Genomic DNA, 24,724 nt, shown 5'->3' with positions numbered 1-24,724 from the left:
TGCCGGTCCGGCCCCCGGCGCCGGTTCGTGGCCGAAGGTGACGGGGGCGCGCCCAGCCCAGGGAAGCCGGGCGGCGCCACGGTGGCCGTCCGGACCGGGTGGGCGCCTCCGTCGACTTGCCAGGGATTGCCCTCAGGTGTGGTCTGGAAGGCGGGGGCGAGGAGAGAGGAGTGCTCTCATGGCTCACGCGGCACCCACGCCCGGGAGAATGCGCGGCACGCGACGTCCGACCCGTCCGGCCCGGCGGGGCATGACCCGGCCGACCCGCACGCCCGACCTGTTCAGCGAGCGCGTCCACACGATGGCGAGGTTCGCGGTGCCCGTCGTGCTCGGACTCGTCTACGGCTACTGGGCCGCGGCCAACCGCCGCCAGGGTGGGCCCATCACCGGCTGGAACCTCCTGTTCGGCTTCGTCACCGCGATCGCTTTCATCGTGTTGTGCCTCGCCGTGGCGACGTTCGCCCCGCGGCTGAAGCGGGAGCTGCACTCGCTCACGAAGTCCGCCTTCGCGGGCGCGGCCATCGGCTTCCTGTACAGCCAGACCGGCGAGAGCGTGCTCAGGTCCACGGCCCTGGGGCTGGTGGTCGGGGCGGGCATCTTCGGCGTGTTCTTCTACCGCTACTACACGCGGGAGGACGCGGAGGGAAACCGCATCCGCTGACCAACCAACCACACGTCCGTCACCTGACAGGGGCCCCGGTGATCAGCCGGGGCCCCTGCACTCGCCTCGTCCCTCCCCCGCTCACCCGGAGGATCCGGTCACGCTCCAGCTCCACGAACCGGAGGCGCTCCAGGAGCCGGATCCGGAGGAGACGGACCAGGAACCCGAACCCGAACCCGAACCCGACACGGCCCAGGACCCGTTCCAGTCCGGGTCGTTCCAATTCGGGTTGGACCGGGCGTCGTTCTTCCATTCCGGGCACGGGTCCGAGCAGGTCGGCACCCAACGCCCGCCGGTGTCCACGAAGTCGGCGCTCACCCAGCCCTGGACGCCGACGAACCAGTACCAGTACGGGTTGCCGTTGACGCTCTGGCCGCGGACCTCGCACTCGACACGGTCCTGACTGCCCGGCGAGAGCCGGTCGACGACGGGTGAGTGGGTGGTGGGCGCCGCTCGCACGCCGAGGGCGGTGCCGGAGACGATGGTGCCCCGGATCGGACCGCCGGATCCGCCGCTGCCCTGCCCGTCGGCGTGGGTCGGCGGGGTGGCGGCAGCTGCCGTGGTTCCCGCTGCCGCGACGGCGAAGGTGCCGCCGGTGAGCAGGATCGCGGCGAGGGTCCGCAGGGCCGGAGTGGTGCGCATGAATCGGCCTCCTTCTCCCCGAAACCAGGTAACACCCGTTCGGAGGAACCCTCCACCGGAGAGCGGAGGACCCAGTTCCGCCAAGGTTTTCGGGGTGACTCGCGGGGGGTTCGGGCGGCTCGACGCACGTTCGGCGTGCACGGTGCGCCCATATGCAGTCACGCCGCTCGCGGCCCCGGCCCGGCCCGTCTTGCCTGGAAGGGTGCCCTCTCGACTCCGGAACGCCCTGTCGGCCGTATTGATCGCCCTGGCCTGTCTGCTCGTGCCGTTCGGCGCGTCGGCGGCCTGGGTGGCGTACGGGCTCGCCGACACCGGCCGGTACGTCACCACGATGGCGCCGCTCGCCGCCGATCCGGACGTGCGGGACGCGATCGCGGACACCGTCGGAGCCGAGATCGTGAACTCGGCGGACGTCGGCGGGACGATGCGCCCCTTCGTGCGGGACGCGGTGCGCTCGTTCACCCGGACCGAGGCGTTCCGCACGGTGTGGGACGCGGGCAACCGGGCCGTGCACGAAGCGGTGTTGGGCGCGCTGCGGGGCGGCGGCCAGCGCGAGGTGACGGTGGACCTCGCTCCGGTCGCCACCGAGGTCAGAACGCAACTGACCGAGGACCACGTGCCGTTCGCGCACCGCATCCCGGTCCGGCACACCGAGGTCTCCGTCCTCCCGGCCGCGGACCTGCCCCGGCTCCGGAAGGGGTTCCACATGCTCGACGTCGCCGGTTTCTGGCTGCCCGTGGCGGCGGCCGTGCTCGCGGCCGCCGGGATCGCCGTGGCGGCCTGCCGTCGCCGCGCGGTCACGGCGACGGCCCTGGGCACCGCCCTGGGCGGCGCCCTGCTCGGCCTCGCGGTCGCCGTCGGCCGCCGTCTCACCCTCGCCGACCTGCCCGACCCGGCCCACCGGCCCGCCGCCGGCGCGATCTACGACGCCCTCACGGCGACCTTGCGCACGGTCTCCTTGCTGCTGGTCGCCGTCGGCCTGACGGTCGCGCTGGTCTGCCTGCTCACCGGCCGCTACGGGCATCTCGTACGCCGTCGGCCACCTCGGCCAGCGTCCGCAGCGCCCGCCGCAGATCCGGCACAGCGGCCGACGCGAGCCCGAGCCTGACCGCGTCCGGCGTGCGGCTCGGGTCGACGGTGAAGGCGGGGCCGGGCGTTATGGCGACACCGCGTGCGGCGGCCGCGGCCGTGAAGGTGTCCGCGCGCCACGGGGCGGGCAGCTCCCACCAGGCGTAGTAGGCGCGCGGATCGGACCGTACGGCGAACCCCCGCAGTTCCTCCTCCAGGATCCGCTGCCTGTGCCCCGCGTCCGCCCGCTTCGCCGCGACCAGCCGCGCCACCGTCCCGTCCTCGATCCACCGCACCCCCGCCTCCAGCGCGAACCGCCCCGCACTCCACCCGCCGGACCGCACGGCGGCGGCCACGGCGTCGACGCGATGCGGCGGTACGACGAGAAAGCCGACGGTCAGCCCGGGCGCCACGCGCTTGGACAGGCCGTCGACGACGTGGGTGAGGTCGGGGGCATAGACGGCCAGCGGTGTGATCAGGTCGTCGGCCAGGAAGGACCAGATGCGGTCCTCGACGATCGGGATGCCCAAGTCCGACGCGACAGCCGCCAGTTGGCGCTTGCGTTCCTCGCTCGTCGTCACGGACGTCGGGTTGTGCAGGGCCGGCTGGACGTACAGGGCGGACAGGGGTGCCGTGCGGTGCGCGGCGGCGAGGGACTCCGGGCGCGGGCCGCCCTCGTCCGTGGCGAGCGGCACCAGCGTGATGCCCAGCCGGGCCGCGATCTCCTTGACCACGGGATACGTCAGCGCCTCGACGCCGACCCGGCCACCGGGCCGTACCAGGGAGGCGAGGACGGCGGCGATCGCCTGCCGGGCGTTGCCGGCGAAGAGGAGCTGTCCCGGGGACGGGCGCCAGCCGGGGGCGGCGAGCAGACCGGCGGCCGCTTCCCGGGCCGCGCGGGTGCCGGTGGCGGCGGCCGGGCGGAGGGCCTCGGCCAGGACGTCGGGGCGCAGGAGGGGCGCGAGGGCGGGGGCGAGGAGCTCGGTCTGGCCGGGCGCGGAGGGGTAGTTGAGCTCCATGTCGACGGGCGCGGCGGCTTCGGCCGGCTCGGTGAGCGCCCGGCCCGTCTCCTCGGCCCGAGCCGCCCGCACGAACGTCCCGCGCCCCACCTCCCCCACCACCAGCCCGCGCCGCACGAGTTCGCCGTACACCCGCCCGGCCGTCGACCCGGCGATCCCGCGCCGCCGCGCGAACGCCCGTTGCGGGGGCAGCCGTTCACCGGGCTTGAGGCGTCCGGCGGCGATGTCGTCGGCCAGGCGGTCGGCGAGGCGCCGGTAGTCGTCCACGGGGTCCCCCATCAGATTGCACCGAGTGCAAAGATCTTATTGCACCGACGAGTTGGGGCGATCTAGGGTCGCTCACATGACCACTTTCCCGGAGTTCCTCGCATACGAGGACAAGGGTGCCGATACTCCCGCGGTCCCCCTTGTCCTGGTCCACGGCCACCCCTTCGACCGCACCATGTGGGCCCCGCAGATCGCGGCGTTCTCCGCCACCCGCCGGGTGATCGCCCCCGACCTGCGCGGCTACGGCGAGTCCCCGCAGACCCCCGGCGTCACCCGGTTCGAGCAGTTCGCCGAGGACGTCGAGGCGCTCCTCGACGACCTGAAGGTGGAGACCTTCGTGCTGGCCGGCCTGTCGATGGGCGGCCAGATCGCCATGGACGGCTACCGGCGGTTCGGCGAGCGCGTCCGGGGCCTGGTCCTCGCGGACACCTTCCCGGCGGCCGAGACCCCAAAGGGCGTGCGCACCCGCAACGCCATGGCGGACCGGCTGCTGCGGGAGGGGATGCGGGGGTACGCCGACGAGGTGCTGGAGAAGATGGTGGCGCCGTACTCGTCACCCGAGGTGAAGGCCCACGTCCACCGCATGATGACGTCCGCGCCCCCGCAGGGTGCCGCCGCCGCCCTCCGCGCCCGCGCCGGACGCCCCGACTACCGCGAGCTGCTGACCCGCGTCACCGTCCCCGCGCTGGTGGTGGTGGGCTCCGACGACGCCTACACGCCGGTCTCCGACGCCGAGGCCATGCACGCCGCCCTCCCCGACTCGACGCTGCGGGTGATCGCGAGGGCCGCCCACATGCCGAACCTGGAGCGGCCCGAGGAGTTCAACGGGGCCCTCGGGGACTTCCTGGCGCGGGTGGACCGGCGCTCGTAGGCTCGGGACGGTGACCCGACAGCGCTCTCGCCGCCCCGGCATCTGGATCGCCGCGCCGCTGTTCGCCGGGGTGAGCGTCGTCGTGGGGTGCCGGGTCGCCGACACCGACGGGATCACCCCCGTCCCCCAGCTCCTCGCCTTCCTGCCGTGGCTGCTCGCACCCGCCGCGCTGGGGCTGGGGATCGCCCTGCTCGCCCGGTGGTGGACCGGGGTGGTGTGGGCGGTCGTCGTCATCGGACTGCTGGCGTGGTTCATGGAGCCGTACGGGAAGAGCAGCGAGCCCGGCGGTGCGGCCGTCGCCTCCTTGCGGGTGCTGACCTCGAACATCGAGTTCGGGCAGGCCACCGACTCCCTCGTCGCCACGGTCCGCAAGGAGCGGCCGGACCTCGTTTTCGTACAGGAGTGCGAGTACACGTGCGATGCGGAGCTGAAGCAGGTCCTCGGCGCCGACTACCCGCACCGACAGGCCGTCGAGGGCGGCGGATCGGCGGGGTCGGTCCTCCTCAGCCGCTTCCCCCTCAAGGGCACCGAGAGCATCCCCGGCACCATGGGCATGCCGGGTGCCGTCGCCGACGTGCGCGGGCGGGCCGTACGGCTCCAGCTCGCGCACCCGATGCCCCCGCTGCCCGGCCAGGTCGAGGTCTGGCGGCGCGAGCTGGGCGCCCTGCGCGACTTCGCCGCCGCCCGGCCACGGACCCCGACCATCCTGGCCGGCGACTTCAACGCCTCCCAGGACCACGCCGCCTTCCGCCGCATCCTCGACACCGGCCTGCGCGACGCGGCCCGCCTCGCCGGCTCCGACCGCACGCCCACCTGGCCCGCCCGCACGGCCGGGACCACCCCGGCGCTGGGCGCCCAGATCGACCACGTGCTGGTCTCCGGCGACTTCGCCGCCCGCGACACCCGCTTCCTCGACCTCGCCGACACCGACCACCGCGCACTGCTCGTCGACGTCACGCTCCACGAGCGGAGATGAAGACGGCGAAGACTTCGCGCGGAGACAACGTTGCTCAGACGCCGCAGACGACTGTGCTCAGACGCCGATGTCGTCGCCGTCGGCGCGCCACACCGCCACCACCGCCGGGCGGACGATCCTGCCCGGCCCGTCCGGCCAGGTGCTGGCCGGCTTCTCCACGGACGCGCCGTTGATCTCGCCCGGGTGCTGCACGGAGACGAGCACCCGCCGGTCCTGGATGACCGGGCCGCAGGTCTCGGCGCCGACCGGCATGGTCAGGAACTGCTTGAGCTCACCGCGCCGCTCTCCCTTCGTGGCGACGCCGAAGAGGCCGTCGTGGAAGCCGAGCTGGGCGCCGTCGGTGGAGATCCACAGGTTGCCGTACGGGTCGAAGGCCACGTTGTCCGGGCAGGAGATCGGGCTGACGTCGTCCTTGGGGAATCCCGCGAAGTAGGTGGCGGGGTCCTCCGGGTCACCGGCGACGAGGAAGAGCGTCCAGGCGAACCTCGTGCTGTCGGCCCTGTTCCGGCGCTCGGTGAGCTCCAGGACGTGTCCGTGCTTGTTGGCGGTCCGCGGGTTGGCCTCGTCGGCCGGGGCGTTCGTGCCGACACCGCGGTTGGTGTTGTTGGTGAGGGCGACGTACACCTTGCCGGAGTGCGGGTTCGGCTCGATGTCCTCGGGCCGGTCCATCTTGGTGGCGCCGACCTTGTCCCCGGCGAGGCGGGTGAAGACGAACACCTCGTCGGCGCTCATCCCGTCCACGTGCGAGACGGCCCCGTCGGCGGTGGCGGTGGCCAGCGGGATCCACTCGCCGCTGCCGTCGAACTCGCCGTCGGCGGGCAGCTTGCCCGTCCCGTCGATCTCGATGGCGGGGGAGTCGCCGGTGAGCCTGGCGACGTACAGCGTCCCCTCGTCGAGCAGCGAGAGGTTGTGCTCCCGCACGGCACGGGAGGCCCCCTTCCTCATCCGCTTGCTGCCGACGAACTTGTAGAAGTAGTCGAACCGCTCGTCGTCCCCGGTGTAGACGACCGGCCGGCCGTCGTCCGTGAGCCGCACGGTCGCGCCCTCGTGCTTGAAGCGGCCGAGGGCGGTGTGCTTGCGGGGCGTGGAGGAGGGGTCGTACGGGTCGAGCTCGACGACGTACCCGAAGCGGTGCACCTCGTTCGGCTCCTGGGCCACGTCGAACCGCTTGTCGAACCGCTCCCACTTGCGCTCGGAGGCCGCGGTGCCGATGCCGTACCGCTTGTCCGTCGCCCGGCTCGCGTTGGCGAAGTACTGGTTGAAGTTCTCCTCGCCGTGGAGCGTGGTGCCCCAGGGGGTCGTGCCGCCCGAGCAGTTGTTGAGGGTGCCCAGGACCTTGGTGCCGGTCGGGTCGACGGAGGTCTTCACCAGGTCGGACCCGGCGACGGGACCGGTGAGCCGGAACTCGGTGGTGGCGGTGACCCGCCGGTTCAGGGGATGCCGGGAGACGGCGGACAGCTTCCCGCTCCTGCGGTCCCCCTCGACGACGACGGCGGACAGCCCGTGGGCCGCCCACGCGATCTCGACCTGCTCGCGGGTCGGGTTGGCGGCGTCGTAGCCGCGGAACATGAGCACCTCGTCGGTGTACTCGTGATTGGCGACGAGGATCTGCCTGTTCCGCTCACCCGGCAGCGGGAGGAGTGAGAGGAAGTCGTTGTTGTACCCGAACTGACCGGCCTGGGCGGCGGCGGTCTGCTTCTCCGGGTCGAAGGCCGGCGCACCGCGCAGGATGGGCTCGCCCCAGCGGATGACGAGATTCTGCCGGTACCCGTCCGGGACGGTCACGACATCGGCGGTGTTCGGCGCGACGGCGGTGAAGCGGAGGCCGCGGGCACCCTTCGCACCACCGGGTTTGCGCGAAGTGGAGCCCTTTGCGCTGGTTGCGCTGGTTGCGCTGTTTTCGGCCGCGGCGGCCGGTGAGGCGAGCCCCGTCCCCGCGGCACCGGCCACGGTGACGACGGCCGCGGCCCGCATGATCGACCGCCGGCTGAGCGCACCGGCGATGACGTCACCGACGTACGGGTTGGCGGAGGTGTTCGGCGCCTCGTGGAAACAGGCGTCACCACACCGGAACCGGCAGGTGAGGGCGGAGCGCCCCCCGGGGTGCTCGTTCGAGGTCCTGATCAACGGCAACTGCATACGCACTTTGCTCTCCCCTTGCTTCCCCTTGGGTCCGGTGTGACGGACGCTAGGGGCACGCTTGTGCGGGAGCGGGGCGTGCCGGTGAACCGAGGGTGAACCCGAGGTGGCGGTAAGCCAGTTGGTGCCGGGGGGCGGACGCGCGGGTCAAGGCTTGATATGCCCTCTTGACGTCTCCTGCTTCGCGTGACCCGCCCCTGCCCAAGATCGCCTTCCGGGGCCGCTAACCTTACGTGTCCGTCCTGGCCAGGGATTGACGGGCTACAACTCATGCGAAGGGTTGCGCACATGGGCATTCTCACTCTCCTGCGGAACGCGTTCGGCCGGTCACGCAAGGGGCACACCACCGCCCCTTCGCAGGAAACCGAGGTTGCCTCGCAGGAGGCCGCGCCGACGGTACCGGCCCCCGCAACGGAGCCGACCCCGGACCCGCAGCCGACGGCGACGGTCCCGGAACCGCGCACGTCGACGCCGTCCACACCATCCACACCGTCCACCGAGTCCACTTTGTCCACGAAGGACGAGCACGACCTCGTCGCGGCGGCCTTCGACAAGGTGGCCGTACCGAAGCCGGCGGAATCGACGGAGACGCCGGTCGCCGAGGAGCCGACGCCGGAGCCGGTGCAGACGCCGGTCGCCGAGGAGCCGACGCCGGAGCCGGTGGTGCAGACGCCGGTCGCCGAGGAGCCGACGCCGGAGCCGGTGGTGCAGACGCCGGAGCCGGTCGCGGAGGTCACGCCGGAGCCGGAAGCCGCCGCGGAACCGGTGGCCGTCGAAGAGCCGGCCGTCGAGGCCGCCGAGGAGCCGGAGCCGGTCGCGAAGGCCACTCCCGAGCCCGAGCCCGAGCCGGTGATCGAGCCGGAGCCGGAGCCGGCCGCTGAGCCGACCGCCGAGGCGACTCCCGAGCCGGAGCCGGTTGTGGAGGCAGCCCCGGAGCCGGAGCCCGCCGCCGAACCGGTGGCCGTCGAGGAGCCGGAGCCGGTCGCGGAGGTTACTCCCGAGCCCGAGCCCGAGCCGGCCGCGGAGGTCACTCCGGAGCCCGAGCCCGAGCCGGCCGCGGAGGTCACCCCCGAGCCGGAGCCCGAGCCGATCGTCGAGCCGGAGCCGGAGCCGACCGCCGAGGTCAGCCCCGAACCCGAGCCGGAGGCGTCCCCGGAGCCGGAGCCGGAGCCCCAGCCGGAGCCGGTCGCGGAGGAGCCCTCGGCCCCCGAGCCGGTCTCCACCCCCGAACCGCCGGCCGCCGACGGCGAGGAAGCCCCACAGGGGCCACTCGCAGCCGACGACGAAAGCAGCACGGGTGGTGCGGGTGGGAACACCGAGGCCGAAGGCGAAGCCGAGGCCGAGGCCACCGTGCCCGCCACCCTCCGCACCGCCTACGAGGCCGCCGACACCACCCTCAAGGACAGCAACCTCACCGGCACCCGTGCCAAGGTCTACCTCGTCCTCGACCGCTCCGCGTCCATGCGCCCGTACTACAAGGACGGCTCCGCCCAGGCCCTCGGCGAGCAGACCCTCGCCCTCGCCGCCCACCTCGACCCCGAGGCCAAGGTCCACGTCGTCTTCTTCTCGACGGAACTCGACGGCACCGGCGAGCTGACCCTCACCGACCACGACAACAAGATCGACGAGCTGCACGCCGGCCTCGGCCGCATGGGCCGTACCAGCTACCACGCCGCCGTCGAGGCAGTCGTCACCCACCACGCGCGGGAAGCAGCCCCCGGCACCCCCGCTCTGGTCGTCTTCCAGACGGACGGCGCCCCCGACGCCAAGACCCCCGCCACCCAGTCCCTCACGGACGCCGCGAAGAACCACCCCACGGTCTTCTTCTCCTTCGTCGCCTTCGGCGAGCAGGACAACAAGGCCTTCGACTACCTCCGCAAGCTGAAGACGGGCAACACGTCCTTCTTCCACGCGGGCCCGACCCCGCGCGAGCTCACGGACGCCGAGCTCTACGAAGGCGTACTGGCCACCTGGCGCCCGTAGCCCCGCAGCCGCCTCGGGGGGGTGGACGGATCTCCGGCCCGGATCTCCGGTCCGGATCTCCGGTCCACCCCCCGAAACGCATGTGAGTCGACCTTCGCGAGCCCAGTAGGATTTCGGGCATGGCGGCCACTGGAACCGAGAAGCAGGGGGCGAAGGCGTACTACGTCTCGACCCCCATTTACTACGTCAACGACGCTCCTCACCTGGGCCACGCCTACACGACCGTCGCAGGGGACGTGCTCACGCGCTGGCACCGTCAGCGCGGCGAGAAGGTGTGGTACCTCACCGGCACGGACGAGCACGGTCAGAAGATCATGCGTACCGCGGACGCGAACGGGGTGACCCCGCAGGAGTGGTGCGACAAGCTCGTGGAGGAGGCCTGGAAGCCCCTCTGGGAGCACCTGGAGATCGAGAACGACGACTTCATCCGCACCACGCAGAAGCGGCACACGGACCGCGTCCAGGAGTTCGTCCAGGACCTGTACGACAAGGGCGAGATCTACAAGGGCGGCTATGAGGGCCCGTACTGCGTCGGCTGCGAGGAGTACAAGCTCCCGGGCGAGCTGCTCGACGGCGAGGGTGACTTCGCGGGTCAGAAGCTGTGCCCGATCCACAAGAAGCCGGTGGAGATCCTCAGCGAGGAGAACTACTTCTTCAAGCTGAGCGAGTACGGCGACAAGCTCCTCGCCCACTACGAGGCGAACCCGGGCTTCATCCAGCCGGAGTCCGCGCGCAACGAGGTCGTGAACTTCGTCCGCCAGGGCCTGCAGGACCTGTCGATCTCCCGCTCGACGTTCGACTGGGGCATCCCGATCCCGTGGGACCAGAAGCACGTGATCTACGTGTGGATCGACGCGCTGCTGAACTACGCCACGGCGGTCGGTTACAACGAGAACCAGCAGAAGTTCGAGGAGACCTTCCCGGCCGACGTCCACCTGGTCGGCAAGGACATCCTCCGTTTCCACGCGGTGATCTGGCCCGCGATGCTCATGGCACAGGGTCTGCCCCTGCCCGGCAAGATCGCCGCGAACGGCTGGCTGATGGTCGGCGGCGAGAAGATGTCGAAGTCCAACCTGACCGGCATCAAGCCGCAGGACCTGACCTCGCACTTCGGCGTGGACGCGTACCGCTGGTACTTCCTGCGCGCGATCGCCTTCGGCCAGGACGGCTCCTTCTCGTGGGAGGACTTCTCCGCCCGCTACACGAGCGAGCTGGCGAACGACTACGGCAACCTCGCCTCGCGCGTCGCGGCCATGGTCGGCAAGTACTTCGACGGCGCCCTGCCCGAGGCGACCGCGTCCGGCGAGGCCGAGAAGGCGGTCCAGGACGGCCTGGCGAAGGCGGTCGTCGAAGCCGACCGGAAGATCGGCGAGGAGCTGGACTTCCAGGGCGGCATCCTGGCCGTCTTCGACTTCGTCAAGCAGGTCAACGGCTACATCACGGAGCAGGAGCCGTGGAAGGTCGCGAAGGACACGAGTGACGAGGGCAAGGCCCGCCTGGCCACGATCCTCTACACGGCCGCGGAGTCGCTCCGCGCGGCCGCGGTCCTCCTGAACCCGGTCATGCCGGACACCTCCCAGAAGCTCTGGGACTCGCTCGGCGCCGGGACCTCCCTCGGCGCCCTCGCGGACCAGAAGGTCCAGGAGGCCGGCGAGTGGGGCAGGCTTCCGGCCGGTACGACGGTCACCAAGGGCGCGGTCCTCTTCCCGCGCCTGGAGGAGAAGCCGACGGCGTAGCGCGCCCATCGGCGCAGGGCCCGGGAAGCACACCGCTTCCCGGGCCTCGCCCGTACCCCTACCCCCTGCCGGAATGTCCCCGACCACCCGTATGGTTTCCGCCATGGCAATGGCAGTACCCGAGGTCATTCCGATCGCCTACGCGCCCAGGCGTCACACCGAGTCCATCGGCCGGTACGCGGACGGCCAGTTCCTGGCGTCGATCACGTACGCCTTCCCCGAGGGCTTCCGTCCCGACGAGGGCTGGGAAGAGCACAAACGCCTCTACGTGGCACTGCACACCTTCGACGCCGACGGCCACTACCGCGACTCGGAGATCTGGTGCGCGGGCACCTGGGCCGACCAGCAGCGCGCCCCGCACGGCAACGACTCGGTCCTCGGCCGCGCCCGCATCCACCTGGCGAAACTCCTGCGCAGTCTGCCGCGCCGCTCCTACACGGACATAGCCGTCCGCCCCTTCCAGCTCACCGTCGACGGCGTCCGTTTCGGCCTGGTGATCCGCGAGGAGGACGACGAGTCCTGGGCCGAGCTCTACCCGGACCGCCTGGAATTCGCAGAACCGTGGGACGGCCGGTACGTCACCTGACCCGCAACTGGTGGAGGAGGGCGGCGAGGCGTCACCTCCAAGCAGCTCAGGGCGCTGAGGGTAGATAGAATCAATCTACGTAGAATGAATCTACCTAAGGTCGGAGGTGCCATGCCCACCCCTTTCGTAGGCCGTCAAGCCGAGCTGGACCTCCTTCACAAGCGTCTCGCTCGTGTCACCGGCGACGGCGCCGGGGTCGCGGTCGCCATGCGGGGACGGCGTCAGGTCGGGAAGTCACGGCTCGTGCAGGAGTTCTGCGACCGGGCCGGACGACCGTACGTCTTCTTCACCGCGACCAAAGGTGCTTCGCCCGTGGAGGGCATCGCCGACTTCATGGCGGAACTTCGTGAGTCCTCTCTTCCCGCCGACCCGGAACTCGTGCCCGCGACCGCCCCCACCAACTGGTCCGACGCCTTCCGTACCCTCGCCGCCGTGCTGCCCGCCTCGCCCAGCATCGTCGTAGTGGACGAACTGCCCTGGCTCTCCGAACAGGACCCCGTGTTCGACGGCGCGCTGCAGACCGCCTGGGACCGGTTGCTGTCCGATCGACCCGTACTTCTGCTGCTGCTCGGCAGTGATCTGCACATGATGGAGCGGTTCACCGCCTACGACCGGCCCTTCTACGGCCGGGCCGACTCCTTCGTGCTCGGTCCGCTCAATCCGGCCGAGGTGGGAAGCGCACTCGGACTGGACGCGGCCGACGCGATCGATGCCCACCTGGTGTCCGGCGGACTGCCCGGCATCCTCCGGGCCTGGCCGCACGGCACTCCGGCGCTCGACTTCGTCAAGACCGAGTGCGCCGATCCGGCCTCGCCCCTCTTCGGCGTCCCGGAAGCGGCTCTCATGGCCGAGTTCCCGGCGCCGGACCAGGCACGCCGTGTCCTTGAGGCGGTGGGCAGCGGAGACCGCACGCACGCGAACATCGCCGCGACAGCCGGCAGCCAGAGCGGCGCCCTGCCCTCCGGCGTACTGTCCCCGCTGTTGCGGCGCCTCACCGACGAGAAGCGGGCCCTCGCATCGGACCCACCGCTCTCCACCCGACCCGGCAAACCGGCTCTCTACCGCGTGGCCGACAGCAATCTGCGTCTGTACCTCGCCGCGATGCGCTCCGCGCAGGAGCTGTCCCGGCGTGGTCGACCCGAGGCCGCGTACCGGGTGGTCGAGCGACGGTGGGCGGCTTGGCGGGGACGGGCCGTCGAACCCCTGGTCCGTCAGGCGCTGGAACTGGCCGCGGCGGCGGGGGAGTTCCCCTGGCCGGACACGGAAGTCGTCGGCGGCTGGTGGAACCGGCAGTTCTCACCGGAGATCGACCTCGTCGGCGCCGACCGCTCGCCCGTGGCGGGCACGGTCTTCTTCGCGGGCTCCGTGAAGTGGCTCGCCTCCCCCTTCGACCAGCACGACCTGACCGCCCTCGTGCAAGGTGCCGCCCAGGTCCCCGGCTTCACACCGGGAACCACCGGTCTCGCCGTCGTCTCGCTCTCGGGCACGACCGGGGCGGTGACCGAGGACGCTGTCGGGCTCATGTGGGGGGCGGGGGACGTGGTCTCTGCCTGGCCTGGCTGACCTCTCGGCCCCGGACGAGGAAGTCGGGCCACAGCAGAGAGAAAGGGACCGGGAAGCCAACCGCTTCCCAGCCCCCTGCACTCGGCGGTGCCCTACAGCACCCCGGCCCCCGTCGTCGTCGCCAGCGACGTCAGCAGGTTCTTCGCCGAGGTCTCCAGCCCCGCCGTGAGCGACGGCGTCCAGTTCACCGTCGTCTTCAGCTTCTTCGAGCTCGCGGCGTTGTACGCGGCGACGACATCCGTCGCCGTGCCGTTGACGAGGTTGCCGCCGCCCGCGACCGATCCCGTGCCGTCGCCGCTGAGCAGCTTGGCGACCTTGCCGCCGGCCGGGACCTTCCAGTGGTTGTTCTCCGCGACAACCTGGGCCTTGGCGCGGGAGTTGATGCTGTACTGCGGCGCGTAGCCGTTCAGCGTCGTCGTGTCGTAGACGTTGTTGTAGATGTGGATCTGGCCGATGCGGGCCAGCGGGGCGCGCTGGATGATGCCCTTCCACACGTTGTGGTGGATGGAGACGCGCAGCTTGCCGACGCTGTCGGTGTCGCTGCTGCCGATCAGCATCGTCTTGTCGTGGTTGGTGAACTGGTTGCGCGAGACGGTCACGAGGTCGGAGCCCTTGGTGATGTCGAGGGCGCCGTCGTGGATCTGGTACTCGCGGCCGTAGTACTTCGGGTTGGCGCTGTCGAAGTGCGGCGCGTCCGTGAACGTGTTGTGGTCGGCCCAGACGTGGGTCGCCCCGCGCAGGGTGACCGAGTCGTAGTTCGAGTTCCAGTTGCCGTCGTCGCCGTCGGTCGGGTCCCACTGCGGGAAGCAGTCCTCGGTGGCGGCGAAGGTGAGGTTGCGGACGATGACGTTGTCCACGTTCTGGATCTGGAGCATGCCGCCGCTGATCCCGGCCTTCGTGCCGGGCACACCCACGATGCTGGTGTTGGCGGGCACCTTGAAGACGATGTTCTTCGCCTGCTTGGACTGGGCGGCGGCGCGGGCGCTCTCCTGGGTGCCGGAGGGCAGCTTCGAGGTGCCGTACGTCGCCGGGTCGAACGCCTTCAGGTACGCGGAGAGCGAGTAGCCGGTGCCCGACGCGTAGTTCGCACAGGTCAGCTTCTTGCCCGCGTCGTCGGTGTTGGCGTCGATCGTGCCCTTGACCTTGATGATCCGCGGCGTGGTGTCGGAGGCGGAACCGAGCGCCTTCACCAGCTCCGCACGCGTGCTGACGGTGAAGGTGTGCGCGGCGTCCGCCTTGGCGCCACCCGTCGTGCCGGTGCCGGAGGACGCCCAGCCGTCCTTCGCCGCGAGCGTCTGGTGGAACAGGTCGACGGCTTCGGCATTCGCGTTCATCACGAATAAGGAGGTGCCGAGGGCGGCGGCCGCGACGGCGGCGGCGGAGACGACGAGGGTGCGCCGCTTGCGGAGGGACCGACGGTGGGAGGGGGATGCCACGAGGGAGGTTCCTTACGGGTGGTGGAACGTACTGTCACCCCGTCAGTGGCCGCAGACCCCGGAAGGGTTGCCGCTCACGATCACTTCTCCCACACCCCTGTACACACTTACCCACCAGACGGTACACAATACGAAGATCACGTGAAGCCGGGGCGTAACGGAACGCACCCGGGCACATGAGCCGATCGAGTGGGGGGATCCACCATGGGCATGTTCGGAAACGCGCACACCGTCGACCCGGGCCAGGCGCAGCAGGACTACGCGCGTCTGCTGGGCGCCGGTGAGCAGGTGCAGGCCGCGTACCAGCTGGTGCGCGACGTCATCCTGTTCACCGACCGCCGCCTGCTCCTGGTCGACAAGCAGGGCATCACCGGAAAAAAGGTGGAGTACCACTCCATCCCCTTCCGCAGCATCACCCACTTCGCGGTGGAAACCGCCGGCGCCTTCGACCTCGACGCCGAGCTGAAGATCTGGGTCTCGGGCAACTCCGTCCCGATCCAGAAGACCTTCACCAAGGGCGTCGACATCTACGAGGTGCAGGCGATCCTCACGCAGTTCGTGACGAAGTAGGAATGCGGAGGGAGCCGAGGCTCAACCAGAAGGTTGGCGCTGTCGGTTGAGAGATCAGCTCTCCAAGGCGTACGCCACAAAGCCCGCCCATGCTTCCGGCGCGAGCGCGAGCTGAGGCCCGCCCGTGGTCTTGGAGTCGCGGACGTGCACCGCGCCGGGGGCTAGGGCAATCTCGACGCAGGAGTTGCCGTCAGGGCCGTCGCTGTAGCTGCTCTTGAACCACTCCAGCTCGGAGCTGTCTACGGCAGAAGCCTTGCGGATCATGTCTCTCCCAGCAGTTGCTCAATGAAGCCCAGCGACTCCCGTGGGGTAAGAGCCTGGGCCCGGATGGTGCCATACCGCAGCTCCAGGATCCGCAACTGCTTCGGATCGGAGGTCGGCCGGCCGCTGTATGCACCGTCGGAGCGGCCCACCGCTGTGCCGTCCGCGAACTTCAGCACTTCGATCTTCCCGTCGAGCCCTGGGTGAGCCTCCGCGTTCGTTGGCATCACCTGAAGCGTGACGTTGCGCAACCGCCCCACCTCCAGCAGATGTTCGAGCTGCTGACGCCACACCATTGTGCCTCCGACGGGACGGCGGAGTGTCGCCTCTTCCTGGACGAAGCTCAGCGCGGGTGCAGGCGAGCGCTCGAAGATGGCCTGCCGCGCCATACGAGCGGTCACCATGCGCTCCACCTCCTCGGGCGAGTACGCGGGCTGCCAGGCCTCGAACAGGGCTCGCGCATGTTCAGGCGTCTGCAACAAGCCGTGGATGCTGAGCCCGACGTATACGCCCAGCTCAACCGATCTGGCCTCCATCTGCGCCAAGTCCCGTACCTGCTTCGGATACCGGACCTTCGCCACATCCTCCTTCATCGCCGAGAGCAACCCACCCGCCCCCAACACCTCGTCCGCCCTGTCCAGATACTCGCCCCGAGGGATCCGCTTGCCGCCCTCGATCTTGTAGACCAGGTCCTCCCCGTACCCCACCGCCGCCCCGAACTCGGCGGCCCGCATCCCCACCGCCTCCCGCCGCAGCCTGAGCTGCCGCCCCACGGTCGCGACGACGGCCACGCCCCAGTCGTCGTCCGGGTCGACCTCCCAACCCGGCTCGTCCGCCTCGCTCTTGAGCCGTCGCACCTCGCCGTCCACCGACATGCCGCACCCCTCCGTCGTACCTCCGTGCCGCAACGCACGTACCCCTGCGGCCGGTACCGACAGCCCGGACATCAGCGGACAAGCTCCGGACGGTCACCGTACGCATCGGCGTCGTCACTGTTCACGGTAAGCACGCACGGCCACGCTCAGTGATGTGAACAAGGAAAAGTCCACCCAACCCGACACCCTCCCCTGTCACTTCAGCGTCCTGCTGCCGCCCACGCCTTATGGCTCAGCTCCCGCCTCCCGCCGTACCGAAGAGAACGCGGCGGACGCGCGTGCGGTGCCGGGCGAACAGGCGGGGTGGTCGCCGACGTACATCGTGCCGACGATCAGCAGAGTCAGCGCGGTGGTCAGCACGGTCGCGTGTTGCGGCAGTCCGCCGAGCAGTCCGATCGCCAGGGCGGAGAAGTAGTACGCGATCTCGTGCTGGGCGATCTCGTACGACCGCAGCCGGATGATCGACAGCACCCCGAACAGGCCCATCCCTAAGCCGATCCCGACCGACGTGGAATTGAGCGTCATCGCCACGGAGAGCACGCCGATCTTGACACCGAGGAACGCGGCGACGAGGTCCCGGCGGTGGTGACGCGGGAAGAAGACGCCGAAGGTGAGTACGGAGACTGCGACGAGGTCGCAGGCGACCAACACCAGTTGGTTCACGGCCGTTGAGGTCATGGGACGACAGTCGGGGAGGCTTCTGTGAAGCGTCTGTGAGCTGCCTTAAAAGGGCGTTCCTAATGTCCGGCGGCACACGCTGATCGCGACCGGCGACCGGCGACCGGCGACCGGCGACCGGCGACCGGCGGTGAGCGTGCGGCCTCCCGGCTTGTTGGAACATTTCCACTTTTTCGTGATTTTCCGCTTTTGCCGTGGCAGCGAGTGGTTACGCGTAGGGAACGACAGGAGCAAGGAGAGCGCCAATGATCACTCGCGACCAGATATCCACCGTTCTGGATCACCCCGTCCACGACGTGGCAGGCAACAAGATCGGTGAAGCCAAGCACGTCTTCTTGGACGACGTGACCGGTGAGCCCGAATGGGTGAGCGTGAAGACCGGCCTGTTCGGCACCAGCGAGTCGTTCGTGCCGATCCACGACGGGACCGTGGTGGAGGACCACCTGGAGGTGCCCTACGCCAGGGACACGGTCAAGGACGCGCCGAACGTCGACGTCGACGCCGGCGGACATCTGTCCGAACAGGAAGAACACCGCCTCTACGAGCACTACGGCATCGACTGGGACACCGCTTGGCAGCAGGCCGAGCAGCCCCACGAAGGCGGCCGGGCACGCACCGGAACCGACACCACCGGGCAGGCCAGGACCGCTACCGGGACACGGCCTGGCGGCGACGACGCGATGACGCGCTCCGAGGAGCAGATGCACGTCGGTGTCGAACGCCGAGAGACTGGCCGGGCACGCCTGCGCAAGTACGTGGTCACCGAGGAGGTCCAGCAGACCGTTCCCGTGCGCCACGAAGAAGTCCGCGTCGAGCGCGAGCCGATCACCGACGCCAACCGGGACGCGGCCATGTCCGGCTCCGACATCTCCGAGGCCGAGCACGAGGTGACCCTCCACGAAGAGCGCCCCGTCGTTCAGACGGAGGCCGTTCCCGTCGAACGCGTCCGGCTGAGTACCGAGGAGCGTACCGAGGAGGAAACCGTTCATGGCGAGGTCCGCAAGGAGCGGATCGAGATCGATCGCACTGACGAGACCGAGACCGAGACCGGCCAGGGTGACCGATGACGGGATCCTCCTGGACCCGCTGGTCCCGCCGGACCCGCCCCGACACGCACCGCAGGATCTCGTTGATCAGCGCATGAGGAGGACGTCATGGGCACCATCAGCCAGCCCCTCACGGACGAAAGCATCAAGGTCCGTCAGCTCAGCCACTACCAGTTCAGCTGGGTCGCCGGCGACGCGGGCGCACGCGGCACGTTCACCCTGCAGCTCGTGCTCGACGAGGGCGCCTGGGAGGAAGTGCTGACCGTCGACGTCGACGACGCCGATGTCCTGGACGACCTGCTGAAGACCACCGGGACCGTCCACTACGACGTCGGTCGCCGCACCCTGATCTTCGGCGTCACCCGCGTCGCCGCCTAGACCAGGCGTTCAGCACCCGCCCTGCCCCTTCACCTGCGCGGACACGCCCCCGCCCCCTGATAGCATCCGGCCACTTGTGCGAGGGCGGGGGCCCTCGCGGGGGAGGGAACTTCACGTGGGCAGACACGCCCCGAGACGGGGCGGTCGTGCCGCTCTCGTCTCCGCGCTCGCGGTCGCCGTGGCGGCCGGATCCATCACTTTGTTCTCCGGTACGGAGGACGGCGGCGGCGCCGCTCAAGCCGCCACAACGGCCGCCACCGCCGCGGCCGGCACCGCCGAGATCGTCCTGGACGACCCGCGCATCGAGACGCGGCGCAGCGACCGGCTGCTGGCGGCGGGCGAGACCGGCTTCCTGCACCGGCAGGCGGCGGTCGGGGGCCTGCTCTGGACGGACTACGAGGACGGCAGCACCGTCACCGTCGAGGGACCGTCCGGGGTCTACAAGCCGACCACCACCAGTTGCTGGGACATCTCCCTGCGCTGCGCCTCGGGCGTGTTCGGGCAGGGCGCCGACACGGTGGCGCTGCCGGACCGCACCTACGGCGACCCGGTGTCGCTGTGGAGCCCGGACGGCAGCGCCCTGCGGACCGTCGATCTGAGGCAGTCGGCCGGCCGCGTGGGTACGTACGGCGAGACGACCGTCACGGTCGAGTCGAACGGCGTCGTCGACGGCACAACGCTGGAGGGCTACTGGCTGCACCTCGTCGACCTCGTCGACGGTAAGCAGCGCGACCGTGTCGTCACCGGCTTCCCGGCCGACGGGGCCGGCGTGTCCGCGCGCACCGGCGACGCGAACGGCTCCCTGCTGGCCTACCGTGTCCGCGACGAGAACGGCGACCTGTCGTCGTACACCGTCAGTTACCTCGACTTCGCCACCACGCAGCTCACCCCGGTCTTCACCGGCCTTGAGGCGCTGCCGGAACTCGTCCTCACCGACGACCGCGTCGGCTGGTACACGCAGGCCGCCGGACTGCACCTCAAGCCGCGCGCCGACCTCACCGCCGAGGAGACGGTCCCGGTGGCCGGCGAGGAGACCACCGTCTCCCCCGTTCCCGTCCTGGTCGGCAACTGGCTGGTTCTGACCGGCGCCCCCGGCGTCAAGGCCGTCTCCCTGACCGACGGCACCACCAAGACCCTGCTGACCGCCTCGTACGGCACCCCGCTGGCGACCCCCGACGGCGGCGCCCTCGTCACCGGCGGCACCACCGCGGCCGACTGGTGGGTGCAGCGCGTGTCCGTGGGCCCCGACGGCGCCCCGCAGCTGAGGAAGCTGTCCAAGGTGCCGCCGTACGAGAACGACAAGACCGGGCTCGCGCTCAGCCGCGGCAGCCTGCGCGTCGCCGAGGACAACCCGAACGGCGGCTCGGACACCACCTCCGTCCGTACGCTCACCACGAACGGCGGCACCGAGCTGACCGCGTCCGCCGCCACGGAAAGCTCTTCGGTCTACCCGACGTGCCCGTACGCGAACACGACCTGCTCGGCGATGTGGGCCAACTACGGCGACGGCCCCAGGGACGTCTACCTCAACACGTACTCCGACGGCGACGAGGGCGGCAGCGGGCTGGAGAACGCCGACCGGCTGATGTCCATCGGCAACAACCCCCTGGAGTTCCACACCGAGGGCGGCTCCATCGTCGACGTCTCCGACGACTACGCCGTCTACAACTCCGGCGGCGCCACCCCGGCGCAGTACGTCGGAGAGTTCAACCAGGGGCAGAAGCTGAAGCGCTCGATACGCGCCGCCGCCCTGAACGGCTCCACGCTGTGGAGTGCCGCCGACACCGGCAAGCTCACCTCCTACAGCCTCAGCGAGGACAAGACCCTCGCCACGGTGACGGTCCCCTCGCTCGGCTGCGTGCCGAGCGAGCTCCAGGCCGCGGGCCGCTGGGTCTACTGGTCCTGCGGGACGGCCTCGGCGGGCGTGTACGACACCAGGGCCGGTACGTCGGTCGCCGTGCAGCCCGGTGACGTGCTGCTCGGCGACGGCTTCACCGTCCGCCACGACCACGAGGGCGACCGGCTCATCCTCACCGACGCGGCCACCGGCACCACCCGCGTGATCGCCTCCGGCCTGCCCGACAGCGGCCTCGCCGTGGACCGCCGCTACCGGTGGACGGTCGACGAGTACACGGGCCTGGTCGCCTGGTTCGACTCGTTCGAGCAGACGCACATCGCCACGACCGGCGTCACGCCGTCCGCGCCGACGGCCTTCGAGACGGACGCCGCCGGCTACGTCTCACCGACCTCCTCGTCCACCGCCTGGGCCGGCCGGTGGCTCCTGTCCCGCCCCGTCACGTCCTGGTCCCTCACCTTCACCTCGGTCCAGAGCGGTGCGACCGGCAGGACGACCCGCACGATCACCGGCGCGGCGGCCTCGGCCTGGGTGTCGGCGAACTGGAACGGCAAGACGGCGAACGGCGCCTACTTCGCCAACGGCTGGTTCACCTGGACGCTGAAGGCAACCGGTCTGGGCACCTCGGTCCCGGTCACGGTGAAGTCCGGCGAGGGCTTCCTGACCCGGGGCGCGCCGGTACCGCGCGACTTCACCAGCCCCGACGGCCCGGACGGCCGCGGCGACCTGCTCACCCTGAACTCCTCCGGCGGCCTGACCTTCCACAGCGGCACCGGAACGGGCAAGGTCAACTCCAAGTACACCGGCACGGGGTGGGCGACCTCGGTCAAGGCGATCCCCTTCGGGGACCTGAGCGGCGACCGCTGCAACGACGTCCTGGTGCGGTACGGCAGCGGCGCCCTGCGCCTGTACAAGCCGGGCTGCGGCAAGGCGGTCACACCGTCGACGTCGTACACGACCCTCCCCACCGGCGGCTGGACCCAGTACGACGTCCTCACCTCGCCCGGCGACGTCAGCGGCGACGGCCGCCCGGACCTGATCGCCCGCAACACGTCCACCGGCACGGTCTACCTCTACGAGGGCACCAGCACCGGCAAGCTGTCCGCCCGCGTGAAGCTCTACGACAACTGGAAGACGTACAAGAAGATCGTGGGCGTCGGCGACCTCAACGGCGACGGCATCGGCGACCTGCTCGCCCAGGACAAGGCGAACACCCTGTACCGCTACTACGGCAAGGGCAACGGCACCTTCGGCGCCCGCACCCAGCTGTTCGCGAACTGGGGCGGCTCGTACAACGTAATCGTCGGCGTCGGCGACATCACCGACGACGGCAAGGCCGACATCGTCTCCCGCGACAGCGGCGGCAACCTGTTCCGCAACAGCGGGGACGGCAAGGGGTCGTTCGGGGCGCGGGCGACCATCGCCACCGGCTGGAGCGGCTACAAGTCGCTTTCGTGAACTGTGAGTTCGTGAATGCGGGCGCCCGGGGTGCGGTTCACCCCGGGCGCCTTCGCGTTGCTCAGGACACGACGGGCCGCTGTGCGCTCGTCTCCGGCGCGGTCCGCGGCAGGGCGTCGGACCTCCCGCGGGTGTTCCTGATGAAGACCACCCCGATCACCGCGAGGAGCGACGCGGCGGAGAGCGTGTACAGGCCGCCGTTCGTGCTGCCGGTCGTGTCCTTGAGGTAGCCGAAGAGCGTGGGGGAGACGAAACCGCCCAGGTTTCCGATGGAGTTGACCACGGCCAGGCCGGGCGCCGCGACCTTGAGGTCGAGTCCGGACTGGGCCATCGGCCAGTACAGGGTGGCCGCGCACTTCCCGCCGACCGCGGCGAGCGTGAGGGCGGCGAGCCCGAACCACGGGGAGCCGAGAGTGGCGAGGAAGGTGCCCACGGCCGACAGGACCAGGGCGATCGCCAGATAGGGGCGGCGGTCCGGGGCGCCGTCGGTGAAGTGGCTCACCGTGTACATCGCGATCACGGCGCAGATCCACGGTACGGCCGTGAGCAGCCCGACCTGGAAGGACGACAGCCCGCCGATGTCGTCGACCAGGCTGGGCAGCCAGAAGGTGATCGCGTAGCCGGTGAGCGCCATCGCGAAGAAGACGCCGGTCAGCAGGGCGACCTGGGGGTGGAACAGGAGCTTGAGCCGCGAGACCCGGGGGGCTCGGCTGCGGGCTTCCTTGTCACGGTCGACCGCCGCGCTCAGCGCCGCCTTCTCCTCGCGCGTGAGCCAGCGGGCGTCCTCGATGCGGGAGACGAGGAAGAATCCGGCGACGATCCCGACGAGGATCGAGAAGGCGCCCTCCAGGGCGAACATCCAGCGCCAGCCGGCGAATCCGCCCGCGCCGTGCAGCTCCAGCAGGGCTCCGGTGATCGGTCCCGTGACGATGTACGCGGTGGCCGAACCGCCGAGGAAGATCGCGCTCGCCCGGCCCCGGCTGGAGTCGGGCAGCCACTGGGTGAAGTAGAGGAGCACGCCGGGAAAGAAGCCGGCCTCCGCGACGCCGAGGAGGAAACGGAGGGCGTAGAACACCGCGACGTTGTGGATGAAGCACATCGCCACGATCACCAGACCCCAGGTGATCATGATGCGGGTGAGCCAGACCCTGGCCCCGAACCGCTCCAGGAGCATGTTGCTCGGCACCTCGAACAGCGCGTACCCGATGAAGAAGAGTCCGGCGCCGAGACCGTACGCGGTGGCACTCACCCCCACATCGGCCCGCAACTCGTCCTGCACGAAGCCGACGTTCGTCCGGTCCATCTGATTGACCAGCAGCATCAGGACCAGGATCGGCAGCATGCGACGCAGGAACTTGCCGACTGCTCGGCTTTCGGCGTCGGGTGTCACGACCTCTGACACGACTTCTGACATCGTTGTCTCCCTCGTGGTGCACATACGTGAACTGCAATCACGTACGCGGGCACTGGGGGACGTTACGGAGGCCGATCTTCCGGGTCAATGGGTTGAGCAAATGTTCATGTACGCGAACACCGCGACCCATTGACCCGGGGCGGCAGCGATCAGGTGCCGTCGTTCGTCTCGTCCGGCGCTACGCCCACCGTGATGGAGCCGACGACGCCCTTGGCGATGTTCTTCTTGTCGTACTTCAGCTTGAGGAGACCACCCTGGGTGCCGCTCTGGTCGTAGATGGTGTCCTCGGTGAGCGTGGTGCGCTCGGTGGTGCTGGTGGAGTACGGCTCGACCTCGGCGGAGGCGAGCACCGACGCCTCGTCGAAGAAGAACTGGCCGGTGTGGCAGGCGTGTCCGCCCTCGTAACCGGCGTCCGTCCACTCGCCGTCCACATGCACCTTGGTGTGGATGTGGACACAGCGGCCGCGGTACCAACCCGGGAAGATCGTCTTGAACGTGACCCGGCCCTGCTTGTCCGTCCTCCAGGTGCCACGCAGGTAGCGCTCGTCGTCGGTGGGCTCCTCGTGAACCCCGCCACCGCCGCCGGGGCCGCCAGACGGTGCGCCCGACGGCGGCTCGCCCGTCGGGGTGCCGGTGGGTTCGCCCGAGGGGGCGCCGGTCGGAGCGGTTCCGCCACCGCCGGTCGACAGGCTCTCGTAGCCGGAGTAGATGCCCAGCGCGTCACAGTGCCAGATGTCGACGGCGGCGTTGCCGATCGGCTTGCAGGTCTCGGAGTCGATCACCTTGAGGGTGAGGGTGAGCGGGATGCCCTCCTTGTCCTCGGTGGTGTCCCGGCGGATCTTGTCGGCGTCGATGTAGTAGGGGCCCTCGGTGGTCTCCGAGGTGAGCTTGTAGCAGACCTCCGCGCTGCTCGACGTGCTGGACACGGTCGAGGTCGCGGTCGCGCCCGCCGTCGACTCGTCCGCGGAGGCCGTCATGGCGAGGGCACCGCCCACGCCCACGGCGGCCACCGCCGCGCCACCCGCCACGACGACCTTACGACGCGTCAGATCCTGCTTGTGTTTCGGCCCTTGGGTTGTCTGGTTTCCCGTCATGAGCAGGGAAACTAGGTAAGAAGGCTGTCAAAGACGTGGGAGCGGACTGTGGTTTCCCCAGCCCATGCGAAGGGGCCCGAAACCGACGTCGGTTTCGGGCCCCTTCGCGAAGCGAACCACTCAGCGCACTACCGAGTGACCACGAAGC

21 protein-coding genes are annotated in these 24,724 nt (G+C 70.2%); 12 read left to right on the top strand and 9 right to left on the bottom strand.

Annotation, left to right across the window (positions count from 1 at the left end; genetic code table 11):
- Window positions 1-178: 178 nt before the first annotated feature.
- Window positions 179-661 carry a hypothetical protein gene (locus tag ACWBNA_RS00275; protein ID WP_482701028.1) on the top strand — a complete coding sequence of 161 codons (483 nt, stop codon included), beginning with the start codon at window positions 179-181 and terminating at the stop codon, window positions 659-661.
- Between the two features lie 81 nt (window positions 662-742).
- On the opposite strand, the gene ACWBNA_RS00270 is transcribed toward ACWBNA_RS00275, so the two are convergent.
- Window positions 743-1,303: an SH3 domain-containing protein gene (locus tag ACWBNA_RS00270; RefSeq protein ID WP_482701027.1), complete on the bottom strand. Its 561-nt coding sequence runs from the start codon at window positions 1,301-1,303 to the stop codon at window positions 743-745.
- A 202-nt stretch (window positions 1,304-1,505) separates the two neighbouring features.
- Between ACWBNA_RS00270 and ACWBNA_RS00265 the strand changes: the two genes are divergently transcribed.
- Window positions 1,506-2,411 carry a hypothetical protein gene (locus tag ACWBNA_RS00265; RefSeq protein ID WP_482701025.1) on the top strand — a complete coding sequence of 302 codons (906 nt, stop codon included), beginning with the start codon at window positions 1,506-1,508 and terminating at the stop codon, window positions 2,409-2,411.
- Here ACWBNA_RS00265 and ACWBNA_RS00260 read toward each other — a convergent pair.
- Window positions 2,308-3,657 carry an aminotransferase-like domain-containing protein gene (locus ACWBNA_RS00260; protein ID WP_482701673.1) on the bottom strand — a complete coding sequence of 450 codons (1,350 nt, stop codon included), beginning with the start codon at window positions 3,655-3,657 and terminating at the stop codon, window positions 2,308-2,310. The two genes, ACWBNA_RS00265 and ACWBNA_RS00260, sit on opposite strands and share 104 nt — an antisense overlap.
- Window positions 3,658-3,733: 76 nt before the next feature.
- Between ACWBNA_RS00260 and ACWBNA_RS00255 the strand changes: the two genes are divergently transcribed.
- Together ACWBNA_RS00255 and ACWBNA_RS00250 are read left to right on the top strand one after the other, a co-directional pair.
- Window positions 3,734-4,528 (top strand): alpha/beta fold hydrolase, encoded by a 795-nt coding sequence (locus tag ACWBNA_RS00255; protein WP_482701023.1) that lies wholly within the window; start codon window positions 3,734-3,736, stop codon window positions 4,526-4,528.
- Between the two features lie 10 nt (window positions 4,529-4,538).
- On the top strand, window positions 4,539-5,504 hold the full coding sequence (locus ACWBNA_RS00250) for an endonuclease/exonuclease/phosphatase family protein (protein ID WP_482701021.1): 966 nt from the start codon (window positions 4,539-4,541) through the stop codon (window positions 5,502-5,504).
- A 57-nt stretch (window positions 5,505-5,561) separates the two neighbouring features.
- Here ACWBNA_RS00250 and ACWBNA_RS00245 read toward each other — a convergent pair whose 3' ends face one another.
- Window positions 5,562-7,649 carry a PhoX family protein gene (locus ACWBNA_RS00245; RefSeq protein WP_482701019.1) on the bottom strand — a complete coding sequence of 696 codons (2,088 nt, stop codon included), beginning with the start codon at window positions 7,647-7,649 and terminating at the stop codon, window positions 5,562-5,564.
- Window positions 7,650-7,931: 282 nt separating this feature from the next.
- Here ACWBNA_RS00245 and ACWBNA_RS00240 point away from each other — a divergent pair, with 282 nt between their 5' ends.
- From ACWBNA_RS00240 to ACWBNA_RS00225, 4 genes are all read left to right on the top strand, one after another.
- Complete coding sequence (locus ACWBNA_RS00240) at window positions 7,932-9,626, top strand: VWA domain-containing protein (RefSeq protein WP_482701017.1); 1,695 nt, start codon at window positions 7,932-7,934, stop codon at window positions 9,624-9,626.
- 119 nt (window positions 9,627-9,745) lie between these two features.
- A complete protein-coding gene (gene metG / locus ACWBNA_RS00235) occupies window positions 9,746-11,362 on the top strand; it encodes a methionine--tRNA ligase (protein ID WP_482701015.1) in 1,617 nt (538 codons plus the stop codon).
- Between the two features lie 109 nt (window positions 11,363-11,471).
- Window positions 11,472-11,948, top strand: a complete 477-nt coding sequence (locus tag ACWBNA_RS00230; protein WP_482701671.1) for a hypothetical protein — start codon at window positions 11,472-11,474, stop codon at window positions 11,946-11,948.
- 111 nt (window positions 11,949-12,059) lie between these two features.
- Complete coding sequence (locus tag ACWBNA_RS00225) at window positions 12,060-13,511, top strand: ATP-binding protein (RefSeq protein ID WP_482701013.1); 1,452 nt, start codon at window positions 12,060-12,062, stop codon at window positions 13,509-13,511.
- Window positions 13,512-13,603: 92 nt separating this feature from the next.
- Here the strand turns inward: ACWBNA_RS00225 and ACWBNA_RS00220 are convergent, their stop codons facing one another.
- Window positions 13,604-14,947 (bottom strand): pectate lyase family protein, encoded by a 1,344-nt coding sequence (locus ACWBNA_RS00220; RefSeq protein ID WP_482701011.1) that lies wholly within the window; start codon window positions 14,945-14,947, stop codon window positions 13,604-13,606.
- Between the two features lie 204 nt (window positions 14,948-15,151).
- Here ACWBNA_RS00220 and ACWBNA_RS00215 point away from each other — a divergent pair, with 204 nt between their 5' ends.
- Complete coding sequence (locus tag ACWBNA_RS00215; RefSeq protein ID WP_482701009.1) at window positions 15,152-15,517, top strand: PH domain-containing protein; 366 nt, start codon at window positions 15,152-15,154, stop codon at window positions 15,515-15,517.
- Window positions 15,518-15,571: 54 nt separating this feature from the next.
- Here the strand turns inward: ACWBNA_RS00215 and ACWBNA_RS00210 are convergent, their stop codons facing one another.
- The 3 genes from ACWBNA_RS00210 to ACWBNA_RS00200 all read right to left on the bottom strand — a co-directional run bounded on the left by ACWBNA_RS00210 (window position 15,572) and on the right by ACWBNA_RS00200 (window position 17,331).
- A complete protein-coding gene (locus tag ACWBNA_RS00210) occupies window positions 15,572-15,781 on the bottom strand; it encodes a DUF397 domain-containing protein (RefSeq protein ID WP_482701007.1) in 210 nt (69 codons plus the stop codon).
- Complete coding sequence (locus ACWBNA_RS00205) at window positions 15,778-16,653, bottom strand: helix-turn-helix domain-containing protein (RefSeq protein ID WP_482701005.1); 876 nt, start codon at window positions 16,651-16,653, stop codon at window positions 15,778-15,780. Before ACWBNA_RS00205 ends, ACWBNA_RS00210 begins: the two co-directional genes overlap by 4 nt.
- A 225-nt stretch (window positions 16,654-16,878) precedes the next feature.
- Window positions 16,879-17,331 carry a DUF4956 domain-containing protein gene (locus ACWBNA_RS00200; RefSeq protein WP_482701003.1) on the bottom strand — a complete coding sequence of 151 codons (453 nt, stop codon included), beginning with the start codon at window positions 17,329-17,331 and terminating at the stop codon, window positions 16,879-16,881.
- 245 nt (window positions 17,332-17,576) lie between these two features.
- Here ACWBNA_RS00200 and ACWBNA_RS00195 point away from each other — a divergent pair, with 245 nt between their 5' ends.
- From ACWBNA_RS00195 to ACWBNA_RS00185, 3 genes are all read left to right on the top strand, one after another.
- Complete coding sequence (locus ACWBNA_RS00195; RefSeq protein ID WP_482701001.1) at window positions 17,577-18,398, top strand: YsnF/AvaK domain-containing protein; 822 nt, start codon at window positions 17,577-17,579, stop codon at window positions 18,396-18,398.
- An 87-nt stretch (window positions 18,399-18,485) separates the two neighbouring features.
- A complete protein-coding gene (locus ACWBNA_RS00190; protein ID WP_383865590.1) occupies window positions 18,486-18,755 on the top strand; it encodes a hypothetical protein in 270 nt (89 codons plus the stop codon).
- Between the two features lie 115 nt (window positions 18,756-18,870).
- Window positions 18,871-22,068 carry an FG-GAP-like repeat-containing protein gene (locus ACWBNA_RS00185; RefSeq protein ID WP_482700999.1) on the top strand — a complete coding sequence of 1,066 codons (3,198 nt, stop codon included), beginning with the start codon at window positions 18,871-18,873 and terminating at the stop codon, window positions 22,066-22,068.
- A gap of 61 nt (window positions 22,069-22,129) precedes the next feature.
- On the opposite strand, the gene ACWBNA_RS00180 is transcribed toward ACWBNA_RS00185, so the two are convergent.
- Together ACWBNA_RS00180 and ACWBNA_RS00175 are read right to left on the bottom strand one after the other, a co-directional pair.
- Complete coding sequence (locus tag ACWBNA_RS00180; protein WP_482700997.1) at window positions 22,130-23,482, bottom strand: MFS transporter; 1,353 nt, start codon at window positions 23,480-23,482, stop codon at window positions 22,130-22,132.
- 149 nt (window positions 23,483-23,631) lie between these two features.
- Entirely contained in the window at window positions 23,632-24,576 is a 945-nt protein-coding gene (locus ACWBNA_RS00175) for an intradiol ring-cleavage dioxygenase (protein WP_482700995.1), read from the bottom strand.
- Window positions 24,577-24,724 lie beyond the last annotated feature (148 nt).

The organism is Streptomyces sp. Q2, assembly GCF_056820935.1.
The sequence above is the reverse complement of the archived record's forward strand: the minus strand, read 5'-3'. Positions and strand labels throughout refer to the sequence as shown.

Coding starts and splice junctions, on each gene's coding strand:
- ACWBNA_RS00275 (WP_482701028.1), top strand. CDS start 179: ATGGCTCACGCGGCACCCACGCCCGGGAGAATGCGCGGCACGCGACGT.
- ACWBNA_RS00270 (WP_482701027.1), bottom strand. CDS start 1,303: ATGCGCACCACTCCGGCCCTGCGGACCCTCGCCGCGATCCTGCTCACC.
- ACWBNA_RS00255 (WP_482701023.1), top strand. CDS start 3,734: ATGACCACTTTCCCGGAGTTCCTCGCATACGAGGACAAGGGTGCCGAT.
- ACWBNA_RS00240 (WP_482701017.1), top strand. CDS start 7,932: ATGGGCATTCTCACTCTCCTGCGGAACGCGTTCGGCCGGTCACGCAAG.
- metG (WP_482701015.1), top strand. CDS start 9,746: ATGGCGGCCACTGGAACCGAGAAGCAGGGGGCGAAGGCGTACTACGTC.
- ACWBNA_RS00230 (WP_482701671.1), top strand. CDS start 11,472: ATGGCAGTACCCGAGGTCATTCCGATCGCCTACGCGCCCAGGCGTCAC.
- ACWBNA_RS00225 (WP_482701013.1), top strand. CDS start 12,060: ATGCCCACCCCTTTCGTAGGCCGTCAAGCCGAGCTGGACCTCCTTCAC.
- ACWBNA_RS00215 (WP_482701009.1), top strand. CDS start 15,152: ATGGGCATGTTCGGAAACGCGCACACCGTCGACCCGGGCCAGGCGCAG.
- ACWBNA_RS00210 (WP_482701007.1), bottom strand. CDS start 15,781: ATGATCCGCAAGGCTTCTGCCGTAGACAGCTCCGAGCTGGAGTGGTTC.
- ACWBNA_RS00205 (WP_482701005.1), bottom strand. CDS start 16,653: ATGTCGGTGGACGGCGAGGTGCGACGGCTCAAGAGCGAGGCGGACGAG.
- ACWBNA_RS00200 (WP_482701003.1), bottom strand. CDS start 17,331: ATGACCTCAACGGCCGTGAACCAACTGGTGTTGGTCGCCTGCGACCTC.
- ACWBNA_RS00195 (WP_482701001.1), top strand. CDS start 17,577: ATGATCACTCGCGACCAGATATCCACCGTTCTGGATCACCCCGTCCAC.
- ACWBNA_RS00190 (WP_383865590.1), top strand. CDS start 18,486: ATGGGCACCATCAGCCAGCCCCTCACGGACGAAAGCATCAAGGTCCGT.
- ACWBNA_RS00180 (WP_482700997.1), bottom strand. CDS start 23,482: ATGTCAGAAGTCGTGTCAGAGGTCGTGACACCCGACGCCGAAAGCCGA.
- ACWBNA_RS00175 (WP_482700995.1), bottom strand. CDS start 24,576: ATGACGGGAAACCAGACAACCCAAGGGCCGAAACACAAGCAGGATCTG.